At 35.3% G+C, this 13,198-nt stretch carries 11 protein-coding genes; 4 read left to right on the top strand and 7 right to left on the bottom strand.

Annotated features, from left to right (window positions below; all coding sequences use genetic code 11):
• The first annotated feature begins 4 nt into the window (after positions 1-4).
• Positions 5-886 carry a DUF808 domain-containing protein gene (locus tag J7E44_RS05580; protein ID WP_214826405.1) on the top strand — a complete coding sequence of 294 codons (882 nt, stop codon included), beginning with the start codon at positions 5-7 and terminating at the stop codon, positions 884-886.
• Between the two features lie 91 nt (positions 887-977).
• The gene (locus J7E44_RS05575) at positions 978-1,886 is read left to right on the top strand and encodes an acyltransferase family protein (protein WP_214826404.1); all 909 of its coding nucleotides are present in this window, start codon (positions 978-980) and stop codon (positions 1,884-1,886) included.
• Between the two features lie 791 nt (positions 1,887-2,677).
• Here J7E44_RS05575 and dnaJ read toward each other — a convergent pair.
• The 5 genes from dnaJ to proS form a co-directional block, all read right to left on the bottom strand.
• Positions 2,678-3,796: a molecular chaperone DnaJ gene (gene dnaJ, locus J7E44_RS05570; RefSeq protein ID WP_214826403.1), complete on the bottom strand. Its 1,119-nt coding sequence runs from the start codon at positions 3,794-3,796 to the stop codon at positions 2,678-2,680.
• Between the two features lie 96 nt (positions 3,797-3,892).
• The gene (locus J7E44_RS05565) at positions 3,893-4,429 is read right to left on the bottom strand and encodes a nucleotide exchange factor GrpE (RefSeq protein WP_214826401.1); all 537 of its coding nucleotides are present in this window, start codon (positions 4,427-4,429) and stop codon (positions 3,893-3,895) included.
• Positions 4,430-4,504: 75 nt separating this feature from the next.
• A complete protein-coding gene (locus tag J7E44_RS05560) occupies positions 4,505-5,839 on the bottom strand; it encodes an Nramp family divalent metal transporter (RefSeq protein WP_214826399.1) in 1,335 nt (444 codons plus the stop codon).
• Between the two features lie 110 nt (positions 5,840-5,949).
• On the bottom strand, positions 5,950-7,248 hold the full coding sequence (locus tag J7E44_RS05555) for an OmpA family protein (protein WP_214826397.1): 1,299 nt from the start codon (positions 7,246-7,248) through the stop codon (positions 5,950-5,952).
• Between the two features lie 117 nt (positions 7,249-7,365).
• Positions 7,366-8,841: a proline--tRNA ligase gene (gene proS / locus J7E44_RS05550; protein WP_214826394.1), complete on the bottom strand. Its 1,476-nt coding sequence runs from the start codon at positions 8,839-8,841 to the stop codon at positions 7,366-7,368.
• A gap of 177 nt (positions 8,842-9,018) precedes the next feature.
• Here proS and J7E44_RS05545 point away from each other — a divergent pair, with 177 nt between their 5' ends.
• Both J7E44_RS05545 and J7E44_RS05540 read left to right on the top strand, forming a co-directional pair.
• On the top strand, positions 9,019-10,083 hold the full coding sequence (locus tag J7E44_RS05545; RefSeq protein WP_251040499.1) for a prolyl-tRNA synthetase: 1,065 nt from the start codon (positions 9,019-9,021) through the stop codon (positions 10,081-10,083).
• A gap of 29 nt (positions 10,084-10,112) precedes the next feature.
• A complete protein-coding gene (locus J7E44_RS05540; RefSeq protein ID WP_214826392.1) occupies positions 10,113-11,537 on the top strand; it encodes an OmpP1/FadL family transporter in 1,425 nt (474 codons plus the stop codon).
• An 81-nt stretch (positions 11,538-11,618) separates the two neighbouring features.
• Here J7E44_RS05540 and J7E44_RS05535 read toward each other — a convergent pair whose 3' ends face one another.
• Together J7E44_RS05535 and J7E44_RS05530 are read right to left on the bottom strand one after the other, a co-directional pair.
• Positions 11,619-12,329 carry a ZIP family metal transporter gene (locus J7E44_RS05535; protein WP_214826648.1) on the bottom strand — a complete coding sequence of 237 codons (711 nt, stop codon included), beginning with the start codon at positions 12,327-12,329 and terminating at the stop codon, positions 11,619-11,621.
• Positions 12,329-13,057, bottom strand: coding sequence for an SAM-dependent methyltransferase (locus J7E44_RS05530; protein WP_214826391.1), 729 nt, complete (start codon positions 13,055-13,057; stop codon positions 12,329-12,331). Before J7E44_RS05530 ends, J7E44_RS05535 begins: the two co-directional genes overlap by 1 nt.
• Positions 13,058-13,198 lie beyond the last annotated feature (141 nt).

The raw sequence follows: 13,198 nt of genomic DNA, 5'->3' as shown, positions 1-13,198 counted from the left end.
TTAAATGGCGTCTGGTTTTTTTGCAATTTTAGATGATCTTGCTGCCTTGATGGATGATGTAGCTGTTACGAGTAAAATAGCTACTCAGAAGACGGCTGGGATTTTGGGTGATGATTTAGCAGTAAATGCAGAAAAAGCTACAGGTTTCATTTCATCACGTGAGATACCTGTTTTATGGGCAATTACCAAGGGTTCATTTATTAATAAATTAATTATTCTTCCCATCGCATTTTTGCTTAACTGGCTTTATAAACCGGCTATAGAAATTATACTGGTTTTAGGAGGTTTTTATCTGGCATTTGAAGGAGTAGAGAAAATTATTGAATTTTTATTCCATCGCGATAAAAAAGGACATGAAGTAGTGGAAGAGAGCGTAATAGATGAAGATGAAGAGAATTCTGAAAAATCTAAAATAAGATCTGCCATTACAACAGATTTCATTCTTTCTATAGAAATTGTAATTATTGCATTGGGAACTGTTCTTGAAGAGCAGCATCCATTACTAACTCAAATCGTTACGGTGACTCTTGTTTCATTTCTGGCAACAGTAGGAGTTTATGGTATTGTAGCGCTGATCGTAAGAATGGATGATGCAGGTTTTAAACTGATTAAAAAAAGCAAGGATAAAGGTTTGTTTTCCAAGTTGGGCCACTTACTGGTGAAGGCATTGCCTGTAATTATTAAAATTTTAGCGATTGTTGGAACGATAGCTTTGATCTTTGTTTCAGGTGGTATTTTCGCACATAATATTTCTTATTTACATCATTTTCTTCCAACCTGGCCTTCTGCTCTTAAAGAATTGATCTTTGGATTGAGTGGTGGATTGCTTGCTGTCGCATTATTTACGATAGGCAAAAAGATTTATACATCGGCAATACGCAAATAATTGAGGAAAGTTTGCTTCTGAAATTTAAAATACGACGTCAGGATAATTTTACACAAACAACTATAACAATATATCAGGTTCATTGATTATTATGAGAAATTTATCGATTGATATATTAAAAATTATCCTCGCATTCTTTGTCGTTTTTTTACATATGCACCTTCTTAGGGATTCTTATCCTGAATTGAGTTTTGTACTTGTTAATGGAGTTTTCAGAATGGCAGTACCTATTTTTTTGATTATCACAGGATATTATTTTTATTATGTAGATAACACGGATAAACTCAAAAAATGGTTAGTAAGAACCTTTTCTCTTTATGTGATCTGGTCTATAGTATATTTGCCTTTTTGGAAAGAAGAAGATACTTGGATGAACATCCTATTTGGCTACCATCATTTGTGGTATTTAATTGGAACCTTCTTTTCAGGTATTATTTTGTTTTTTATAAGAAAGAAGTCAGTGAGTTTACTGGTCACTCTTATTCTTCTGCTGTCTAGTCTCGGATATGGGATGCAAACTTTAGGTAATCTTCATTACTTTAAAAATGAAACGGATTCAATAATCAATCTGTTTCCATCTTACAGAAATTTTCTCCTGGTCTGTTTCCCTTTTTTGACCATCGGATACCTGATTAATAGACTGAACCTGGACACCAAATACAAGCCTTCGTTAATAACTGTACTAGCTGTAGTGGGACTTGTTGTTTTAGAATCATTTCTCAACTATAAAATGATTAGTCCAAATGAAAATATTGACCTTTTGTTTTCTTTACTGATAGCATGTCCTTTGGTATTTATGTATTGCAAGAATATACCAGTAATGGTAGATACTAAAATTTTAGCAAGTTTATCGACAGCTATTTACCTAGTACATCCATTGCTTATGAAGTGGATTCTAGGTAGATATCTTCCATATGAAATGATCATATTTATAATTCTATTGTTGGTTTCCAGTTTTATTCTGGTCTTCTTAAATAGAAAACTAAAATACCTCTTATAATTAAAACTTAGGGTCTGATTAATTATTGGTGATTTTTAGACCATTTATAAAGGCAAGCTTAATCTTGTTTGCACCTATAAACTCTGAATAATTGAGATTAATATTTTTCTCCAGTTCCAACTGTTGATAGAGATTGAAAATTTTACCTTTATAGGGACAATGATCTATAAAATGATTGAAAAATTTTTCAGCAACCTCTTTTTCTGAGAAACATAGTAAGAAATCTAGAGATAAAAGAGAATGTTCAGACCATTCGTGGAACTTTGTTCCATTTTTTTTAAAAACTCAATAGCTTGATCTTTAGAATTAAAAATATCAAAAATGGGGAAGATGTACTGTTCGATTTGTTCTGCTATTTCATTAGTGTTTTTCTTATAAACACAATCTGCCAGATTCTATTCTTGCCACTTTTTGGATGGCGTTAAATATCCTAATTGCTCCCCGAAAATAAGACCCTGAGAATATTCGTTGTTCGTATGCTCTACTTGCCACTTTTTCAGATTTTTTGAGAATATATGAATGTGAGGAAGAATCTGAATGTAAGAAGAATTATTCTTGGCACTGGATTGAAAATAAATTTCAAAATAAAGATCTTTATCGGGAGAATATTTTCTTATTCTCTGCCCTTTTCAAAGTCCTTGAAACCTTCTAATTTATTAAAAATCTCATTACAGGCTTGTAAGAATGTAGTTCTGGAGTCCATTTATGAATTATTCATATGTTGAATTAGCGGTCAACAAATATAATGAAACAAATAAAAAGAGACCTTTTAACAAGGTCTCAATTATATTTTAGTTGAATAGATCTTTTACTTTATCAAAGAACGTTTTTTCCTTTCCGGATGGTTCTGCAACCATTTCTCCACTTGCCATTTGCTTTTCAAAGAAGTCTTTCTGATCTTTAGTAAGCTTTTGTGGAGTCCATACATTGATGTGTATAAACATATCGCCTTTTCCATAGCTATCAATACTAGGAAGACCTTTTCCTGCCAATCTTAAGATTTTTCCAGACTGAGTACCTGGATCAATCGTAATTTTCACTTTTCCGCCTACGGTTGATACTTCTTTTTTAGTTCCTAAAGAAGCCTCTGCAAAAGAGATGTATAACTCCTGGTGAAGATTATCACCCTCTCTCTTGATTGTTTTATCTACCTCTTCCTCTACAATAACAAGTAAATCTCCCGGAATACCTCCGAAAGGAGCATCGTTACCTTTTCCTCTTACATTAAGCTGAATTCCATCTCTTGCTCCAGCAGGAATGTTGATTGAGATTTCTTCTTCATCTTTTATTAACCCCTGTGCATTGGCTCCTGCAGGTATTTTATCAGCGACTTTTCCGATACCCTGACAAGTTCCACAAGTGGTTTGTGTTTGCATTTGCCCAAACATGGTGTTCATTACTTTTAGCTGAACTCCAGATCCGTTACATGTAGGACATGTTTTCGAAGTGGCACCTTCTGCCATCTTCATCTTTTTAACTTTAAGAGTCTTTTGGGTTCCATTTACCATTTCTTCAAGATTCAGCTTGATTCTGATTCTTAAATTAGAACCTTTCACCTGCTGACGCCCGCCGCCGCCAAAACCACCGCCACCGAAGTGACCACCAAAAATATCTCCAAACTGACTGAAAATATCTTCCATGTTCATTCCGCCTCCGAATCCGCCACCTCCGAATCCGCCGTTACCACCAACACCGGCATGACCAAACTGGTCGTATCTTGCACGCTTTTGGTCGTCGCTTAATATTTCGTAAGCTTCAGCAGCTTCTTTGAATTTTTCCTCAGCTTCAGTATCACCCGGATTTTTATCAGGGTGAAATTTGATAGCCATTTTACGGTATGCTTTCTTTATTTCGTCGGCTGAAGCAGATTTGCTTATTTCAAGAACCTCGTAATAATCTCTTTTTGACATGACAATTGTATAATTGATTAGATAAATGACAATAGATATTCAGAGTGTATAAGTGAAATAGATCAATTATCACTCACCATTTATCACTTATTAATATTAGTTTCCTGTTACTACTTTAGCAAAACGAATTACTTTATCACCTAAAGTATAACCTGTTTCGATAACGTCTACGATTTTACCTTTTAGATCATCAGATGGAGCAGGAATTTGAGTAATTGCTTCGTGAAGATCTACATTAAAAGAATCTCCGGCTCTTACCTCCATTGTTTTCAATCCTTTTTCGGTTAATTTATTCTTGAATTTCTGATAAATAAGTTCAACACCTTGTAAGTCTGTAGGATTTCCATTTTTGGCGATTTCTTTTAAAGCTCTTTCAAAGTCATCCAGTACTCCAAGCATAGAAACCATCATGTCCTGATTAGCATATTGGAAGAACTCCATTTTTTCTTTAGAAGTTCTCTTTTTATAATTTTCAAATTCAGCATAAAGACGAATATAACGGTCTTTTTCCTCTGCCAAAAGTTCTTCTGCGGTTGGAGTATTTGTCACATTTTCTTCAGAAATATTTTCATTCTGAATGTTGTCTTCTTGTTGCTTATTGATGTTTTCTTCGTTGATATCCTGATTTTCCATATTCAATAACTATTTTACAGAGATGTTTGTCAAAGATTCTGCCAAATAGTAAATATGGACATTAAGGCAGAAAAATTATTCTCCAGAAAATGTCTGATACAGTAAGTAAAGATTTAAAATAATAATGATGATTGAAATAAACCATACACAAACTTTCATCATTGGTTTATTTACGAATTGTCCCATTTTAGCTTTGTCATTCGTGAACATAACCAGCGGGACCACAGCAAAGCTGAGCTGCATGGATAAGATGACCTGACTTAATACCAACAGATCTGTTGTTCCTTTTTCACCATACAAAATGGCGACGATTAAAGCGGGAATCACAGCAATAAGTCTTGTTATTAATCTTCGTAACCAAGGTTTTAATCTGATATTTAAGAAACCCTCCATGACGATTTGTCCTGCCAGAGTACCTGTTAATGTTGAATTTTGACCGGAAGCCAGTAATGCTATTGCAAAAGCTATACTTGCCATAGAAGCTCCCAAAATTGGGGTTAACATTTTGTAGGCATCATGAATATCTGCAACATGTTTATTTCCTGTTATGTGAAAGGTCGCGGCGGCTAAAATAAGAATAGCAGCATTAATAAAAAAAGCAAGCATTAAAGAGACTGTACTATCCAGAGTAGCAAATTTTATAGCCTCTTTTTTTCCTTCATTATCTCTTGTATAATCTCTTGTCTGTACAATACTGCTATGCAGATAAAGATTATGAGGCATAACGGTGGCTCCTAAGATTCCGATTGCTATATAAAGCATGGCCGGATTCTGAATAATTTCTTTTTGCGGAACCAGCCCTCCTAAAATTTCATTAATGGCAGGTTTGGAAATTATAATTTCATAGATAAAACAGGCTAAAATAATAAAGATCAGTCCACCAACGATACTTTCTATCCATCTGAATCCTTTAGCCTGTAAGAGAAGGATAATAAGTACATCTACGGTTGTGATAACAATTCCCCAGGTTAACGGGATGTGAAAAAGGAGATTAAGAGCAATTGCAGAACCGATAACCTCGGCGAGATCACAGGCCGCAATTGCAATTTCACAGAGTATCCACAAAATGAAATTGGTAGTAGGATTGAAGTGGTCCCTACAAGCCTGAGCTAGATCCCTTTCTGTGGCAACTCCCAATTTTACAGATAAATGCTGCAAAACCATAGCAAAAATATTAGAAATAAGGATTACTGATAGTAGGGTATAGCCAAATTGAGCTCCACCGGCAATGTCAGTAGCCCAATTCCCAGGATCCATATATCCTACGGCAATCATTAAACCAGGTCCTGCAAATGCAAGATATTTTCTCCAGAAAGAGCCGTTTTTCGGAACCTTAATTGATGAATAAACTTCTGGTAATGAGTGGAGTGTTTTATCTTTTCGCCAAGGGGCTTTTGTATTTAAGTTCATAAATGTTAGAAATGACTAACAAATTTAATTAAATAAATGAAAATAGAAAATTTATAAACAAAAAATCCCGAAAAAAACTTTCGGGATTCATTTTAATGTATGGTTAAAGATTATTTTGCAAACCTTATAGACATTTTTCTGTCTGCTGCTCTTTCAGCATCAGAAGCTTTTGCATCTACTGTAGCAAATTTACTTCCATATCCTTCAGCACCTAAAACCTGTGTTCCAAGGTTTTGTTTTCCAAGCCAATCTTTAATGAAGTTAGCTCTTGCTGTAGAAAGTTTAACATTAGAAGCTTCATTACCTGTTTTATCAGTATAACCTCCGATTTTGATCTTTGCATCAGGATAAGCTTTTAAGATAGCAGCTAAATTATCAAGTTGTCCTTGAGAACCTGCTTCCAGCTCCGTAGAACTTCCCATTTTGAAGTTTACATGGTCAAAATCATACCAGGTGTTTTTCAATGCAGCGTCATCAGCAGCGTTTTTATAACCGTCAGATTTTAAGAAAGCAATCATTTTATCTTCCATTCCGCCTTTATAACCTTTAAGAGCAGTACCGTTCAAGTCGATGTTCTCATCAGTTTTTGTAGTCGCAGGTGTCGTTGCAGCTGTATCTGTAGGAGATACTGCTGTTGCCGTATCAGAATGTGTTCCTGTAGAATCTGCTCCCATTGTTGTGGTAGTAGTTTGTTTTTTCTCACACTGCTTCCATAAGAAATATCCTGCAGCAATTAACAATAAAAGCGGAAGTAACCATTTCCAGATTGATCCACCACCATCATTTCTTTCCGGAGTTGTTCCTGTAGGAGTTGTACTTCTCGTTACTTCTATTTTAGGCTCGTCTTGTACAGGCGTTTTTATAGCGTCATTGTCATTATCAAATTTGTATCCTTTAGCCCAATCACCAATGTTTAGTGAAGCTAAAGAAAGTCCAGCCGGTAATAAACTTGAAATAATACCTTTCTGATCATTCAATAAACCAGAAATTCCTGATTTATCTAAATTATTATCAGCCGCGTATTTTCCTACTGTTCCTACTGTTGCTCCTGTTACCAAGTTCAGTAAAGAGCTTGAAGAATTATTGCTAATTCCTGCAAAAGAAGCAATAGAATTAACCAAGCCGCCAAGTTTGTCACCAAAGAGAGAAGACAATAAACCTGTGATTACAGAATTGTTAGAAGAACCACCCAATAAATTACTTAAAATTCCACTGGATGAAGCACCGCTAATTGCATCTAAAACCCCAGGGTTATCAGCGTTATTAGCTAATCCACCAACAACGGCAGGCAATAGCCCTCCGATTGCTTTTGAAATACCAGACTCACTTTCTCCAAACTGCGAAGCAGCTTGAGAAACTAATGCGGGACCCAATTGTCCTTTAATTAAATCAATAACGTTTAAAGACATAATAAATTATTTTTTAGATTAATGTTGACATAAAATTAAACAAAAATCTGTCCAAATGTCAATTTTTTTAAATATTTATTTGAATTTCAACGCTTTTTTTGCAAATGATTTAAATTATTAGTATGCTTTAGCGAACAGTACCCGTCTTTTTGATGGCTTTCCAGAAATCAACGAAACGCCTTCTTCTATATCGTCATCTTGAGGAATACATCTGATAGTAGCCTTCGTTTCTTCCTTTATTTGTTCTTCTTCTTCCTCTGTTCCATCCCAATGCGCATAGATAAATCCACCTTTTTCTTCAAGAACCTTTTTAAACTCTTCATAAGAATCTACTTTAGTTAAATTATTCTCTCTGAAACTAAGAGCTTTAGTATAAAGATCCTTCTGAATGGTTTTTAATAAATCGTCAATATAAGAATCTAATCCTTCAATAGAATGAGCTTCTTTGGTAAGATTGTCTCTTCTTGCTATTTCAACGGATTTGTTTTCTAAATCTTTTGGACCAATTGCAATTCTGATAGGAACACCTTTTAATTCGTATTCAGCAAATTTCCAACCTGGTTTATTTTGAGTATCATTATCAAATTTAACGGAAATACCCTTTGCCTTCAGTTTAGCCTGGATATCCAAAGCCACTTCACTGATCTGTTCTAATTGCTCTTCTCCTTTAAAGATAGGAACAATAACAACCTGAATAGGCGCTAAAGTAGGAGGTAATACCAATCCGAAATCATCAGAGTGAGTCATGATAAGAGCTCCCATCAAACGGGTAGATGTTCCCCAAGATGTTGCCCATGCATGTTCTATTTTTCCTTCTTTATTCGTGAATTTTACGTCAAATGCTTTTGCAAAATTTTGACCTAAAAAGTGGGAAGTACCTGCCTGAAGAGCTTTTCCATCTTGCATTAATGCCTCAATACAATATGTCTCATCAGCTCCTGCAAATCTCTCAGATGGTGTTTTTAATCCCTGAACTACAGGCATAGCCATAAAGTTCTCTGCAAAATCTGCATATACTTTATTCATTTTTTCTGCTTCCTCTACTGCTTCGTCTTTTGTAGCGTGAGCAGTGTGCCCTTCCTGCCACAAGAATTCAGAGGTTCTCAAAAATAAACGGGTTCTCATTTCCCATCGTACAACATTTGCCCATTGGTTGATCAGTAATGGTAAATCTCTGTAAGATTGAATCCAGCTTTTATAGGTGTTCCAAATAATCGCTTCTGAAGTTGGGCGAACAATAAGTTCTTCCTCTAACTTAGCATCAGGATCTACAATCAGCTTATGAGGATTATCAGGGTCAGTTTTTAACCTGTAGTGAGTAACAACGGCACATTCTTTTGCAAAACCTTCTGCATTTTTCTCTTCAGCTTCAAATAAGCTTTTGGGTATAAATAGAGGGAAATAAGCATTAACGTGACCTGTTTCTTTGAATTTTCTATCCATTTCATCACGCATTTTTTCCCAGATTGCATATCCATATGGTTTAATAACCATACTTCCACGTACCCCTGAGTTTTCAGCCAAATCTGCTTTCACAACTAACTCGTTATACCACTTGCTGTAATCTTCGCTTCTTGAGGTTAATTTTGCCATTATTTTTTTTAAATTTTTTTAACTTTTTAACATTATTGTTATCTAAAAATAAAAATCTATTTTTGATAGATTTTTAAGCCGATGTTTGGTACATTTTTGGTACACATTGCAAATATAATTTAATTTAAAAATTTTTACGTTATCATGAAAAAAAATATACATAAAAATTTATTTGGTATGCTAAAATCCAAAGGCGTTTTAGCAATATCAAGTGGATTACTACTGATGTCTTGTGGTGCTCAAATGGGTGGGTACAGCGAGACCGATGGGGTTTATTATGATCCCAATAAAGACACACTTCCAGAAGGAGTAATCATTAATGGCGGAAATAGAGTAGGAGAAGATTATGACTACTACCAGGATTCAAACGTTATCCAAAATGCAGAAACGAATTCTAAAGATCAGGATAACAGGTACAGCACTTGGGGTGGAGATTCATGGAACACCAATGCAACAGACTCTGACTGGGGTGCTTTTGCAGGAGCTCAAACCAATTACTATGACAACTCTTGGGGTTCACCTTGGGGTTGGTATGGTGGTTATAGCCCATACTGGGGCTGGAACAGAGGTTTCGGTATGTCCTTTGGCTGGGGAGGCTCATGGGGTTGGGGAGGCTCATGGGGATGGGGCGGTTATCCTTATTGGGGATATGGCGGATTCTATGACCCTTTCTGGGGTGGCGGCTATTATGGCGGTTACTACGGAAACCCTTATTGGGGTTGGGGTGGCGGATACTGGGGTAGTGGATACTACAACAGACCTGCTTATAGAAGAAGTGGCGCCAATGGAAGACTTGGATATGGACTTACTAACGGATATAACGGAAGTAATGGATCAGCATATAGAAATAATATAGCTAATTCAGCTTTTAGAAATAACAGCTCAGGATTTAGAAACAATAATTCAGGGTTCAGAAATAATACGAATGGTAACAGTGGCGGATTCAGAAATAATAATTCAGGATTTAGAAGCGGAAATACGAATGGTAACAATGGCGGATTTAGAAATAATAACTCAGGTTTCCGTAATCCAAATATGAATACTCAGAATAATCCTAGACCAAATTATAATAACCAACCTAGAAATGATAGTGGCTTTAGATCCAATGATAACGGATTTAGATCCGGAGGATTTAATTCCGGTTCAAGCGGAGGTGGATTTAGAGGTGGATCTTCTGGCGGCGGAGGCGGATTTAGATCTGGCGGCGGCGGAGGCGGCGGTTTCAGATCTGGTGGTAGGTAATTTCAACTTAATAAACTATTCAAAAAATAATGTTAAAAAAATCGTTAGTAGTAATGAGTATTGCTGTAGCCTATTTTGCACAGGCGCAGGATATCTCTACGATCAGAAATTCAATTGATGTTTATTCTAATACTCCAATGATTGGTTCATCAAAGTTCAATGCGATGGCTGGTTCCAACGGAGCTTTAGGAGGTGATGCTACTTCATTGATGACCAACCCAGCGGGATTAGGTGTTGCTATTGCAGGTGACGTTTCAGCAACTTTGTTTCTTAGTAATAATAAGAATACAAGTTCTCTGAATGGATCTTCAATAAATTATAAGATAGATAAATTTACCCTTGGTAATGCTGGTGGTGTGGCAACAATCCCATTGATGACTGAATCAGCGTGGAAATTTATTAATATCGGAGCCAATATCTCTACGCAATCTATTGAAGATTATGTTGAGAGCCCCGGGAATGGGAATATTATAATTCCTAAGAATCTGGTCGATTCTAATGGAAATGCAGTTATTGGAAATATGTCTTACCAAGGACATGCTTATAACAGATATGGAAATCAGACCAAATTCAATCTTGGTGTTGGTGCCAACTATAACAATTCATTGTATGTAGGAGCGAGTATCAATATGCATTATGCTGAGATAGATCAATATGACAGTGCGCTATTTGGTCTTAATTTAGATAATTCCGTAAATTCATTTGATAAACAGTATAGTCCTTTTTCTGAAAAATCGAGTGGTTTTTCAGCGACAGTAGGGGTTATAGGAAAACTAAGCAACCAGTTTAGATTGGGAGCAGCAATTGAAACACCAACATGGTGGAATATTGATAGAGTTTTCCGTGAATATTCTGATGGAAATGATGGAATTTACTATGACAACTATGTTGAAGACAGAAATTTCAGATCACCAATGAAAGCAACAGTGAGTGGAGCTTTTGTTCCAAATAAAAACTTTGCGATCAACGTAGACTATACTTTAGGTTTAACGAAACCTAAATATGAAGTACAAGGTGCTGCAGAAAGAGAGCTAAATTCTTTCTTTAATGATAACTATAAAAATCTATCAGAGGTAAAAGTTGGAGCAGAATACAGAATCAAAGCATTTAGACTGAGAGGTGGATATTCATATGCCTCAAGTCCTTTTGATGCGATCACAATTAATTCTTATTCCAATGCCGGAGTTGCAGGAGATAATAATTATAGTAATTTGATCTTAGGTGAGAGAAATACTATCGGAGCAGGTATAGGATATGATTTTGGCAACATTTATGTAGATGCGGCTTACCAAAATGTAAGTTCTAAATACAATAATCCTTTCTTAAGAGGCAGTGCAGATAATGGAACAGGATACTACTCAGGAGACTTCGATGTTAGTACACCAACATCTGTGGTTTCTAATGTAAAAAATACCAGAAGTAACTTCTTTCTAACAGTCGGCTGGAAATTCTAATTTCCGGATTGTGTAGTGAGTGATTAAATTGAGGCTCCGAATTTTTAATTCGGAGCTTATTTTTTACATATAAATTCTCAATTAATGAGTATGAGAATGGGAGAGATGCATGATAAGGGCTAAAGAAACACCCACAATCACCAAGCCTATTTTTGTCCAGTCAATATTGTGATTTTTGTTACTCTCAAAAATAATCACTGACGAAATATGTAGAAATATACCACCTACAATAGCCAGAAAATAAGGCTGTAGATCAGGATTGAAATAATTACCTAATAACATTCCCAGGGGTGAAGCAAGAGCGAATAGTGCTATAATCAGGTATGTAGGATATAATGACTTGCTCTGACCTTCTTTTCTGTTAAATAAAAAGGCACCTAAAATAAAAGAAATAGGGATATTGTGAAAAACAATACCTAAAAGATAGGGTGATAAAACAACCTTTTCATTAGCTAAAGGAATTCCTTCTATAAAAGCATGAACAAATAACCCAACCATTAATGCTACAGGAAGTATATTATGCTCACTATGATGATGAAAATGACCATGTTCGAAGCCTTTAGTTAAAGCTTCAAGGACCATTTGTAATAAAACTCCTAGGATAACGAAAATACCAATACTACTGCTTTTTTCGGAAGTATAAACTTGTGGAAATACCTCATTCAGACAAATGGTAATCAGAAACCCGGCACTTAAAATCAAAAGATTTTTTGCCAGTTTTTCTTTTTTACCAAAATGCTTTCCAAGGAATACCCCAGCAATTACACTTAAAATCAGTAAGAAAACTATGATCATGCTTTTTTCTTAAATAAATTGATACAACGTGGTGAAACTTCTTTATTAAAATCATTAAGCTGATAATCGCCCCATATTTTTATTCTCTCAAATCCACATTCCGAAGCATAAGAATTGATAGCATCCAACGTATGCAATTTTACTTTTTCAAAGAAATGATATGGCTTTCCATCAGCCTCAAAGCGGATGTCTTTAATGATATGTCTGCCCTCAATTTTCTTGAGAATTTTAAAATCAATGTCTCCCCGATTGATTAAAGATTCCGGAACTATTTTATTCCTTACATATTGCTCATTTAAATAATCTAAAACGAAATAACCTCCGGGTTTTAAAATAGAATATACGGATTGAAATACCTTTTTATCATCATTCTCCTGATCAAAATATCCGAAACTTGTAAATAAATTGAAAACGGCATCCATAGGATCAGCATCAATAGGGTTTCTCATGTCGTGAACGTCAAAAAGAAGGGTTTGATTTTCAAATTGTTTATCGAATTCTATACTTTGTCGGGATAGGTCAAGTCCCAAAACATCATATCCTAATTTATTAAGAAAAACAGAATGCCTTCCTTTTCCACAAGCTAAGTCAATAATTTTAGCAGAAGGTGGCAGCTGAAGACTCTCTGTGAGCTTCGTTATAAAGTTTTCTGCTTCTGTATAGTCCCTGTTACTATAGAGCAAATGATAATAAGGGGTATCAAACCAAGATTCAAACCATTCCATAATGCAAAAATAACTAAATTTGCAGTCTAAAAAACAATTAAGTCCTTTTATTAAAGTAAATGTTTAATTTTAAAGGAGTTATAAATTGAAACGAAATAATAGAGAAAAACGATCTTGTCCACTTGCTCATTTGAGGTGCCA

The organism is Chryseobacterium sp. ISL-6 (assembly GCF_018613715.1).
Classification (GTDB): domain Bacteria; phylum Bacteroidota; class Bacteroidia; order Flavobacteriales; family Weeksellaceae; genus Chryseobacterium; species Chryseobacterium paludis.
This window is presented reverse-complemented; position numbering and strand designations above follow the sequence as displayed.

Coding starts and splice junctions, on each gene's coding strand:
- J7E44_RS05580 (WP_214826405.1), top strand. CDS start 5: ATGGCGTCTGGTTTTTTTGCAATTTTAGATGATCTTGCTGCCTTGATG.
- J7E44_RS05575 (WP_214826404.1), top strand. CDS start 978: ATGAGAAATTTATCGATTGATATATTAAAAATTATCCTCGCATTCTTT.
- dnaJ (WP_214826403.1), bottom strand. CDS start 3,796: ATGTCAAAAAGAGATTATTACGAGGTTCTTGAAATAAGCAAATCTGCT.
- J7E44_RS05565 (WP_214826401.1), bottom strand. CDS start 4,429: ATGGAAAATCAGGATATCAACGAAGAAAACATCAATAAGCAACAAGAA.
- J7E44_RS05560 (WP_214826399.1), bottom strand. CDS start 5,839: ATGAACTTAAATACAAAAGCCCCTTGGCGAAAAGATAAAACACTCCAC.
- J7E44_RS05555 (WP_214826397.1), bottom strand. CDS start 7,248: ATGTCTTTAAACGTTATTGATTTAATTAAAGGACAATTGGGTCCCGCA.
- proS (WP_214826394.1), bottom strand. CDS start 8,841: ATGGCAAAATTAACCTCAAGAAGCGAAGATTACAGCAAGTGGTATAAC.
- J7E44_RS05545 (WP_251040499.1), top strand. CDS start 9,019: ATGCTAAAATCCAAAGGCGTTTTAGCAATATCAAGTGGATTACTACTG.
- J7E44_RS05540 (WP_214826392.1), top strand. CDS start 10,113: ATGTTAAAAAAATCGTTAGTAGTAATGAGTATTGCTGTAGCCTATTTT.
- J7E44_RS05530 (WP_214826391.1), bottom strand. CDS start 13,057: ATGGAATGGTTTGAATCTTGGTTTGATACCCCTTATTATCATTTGCTC.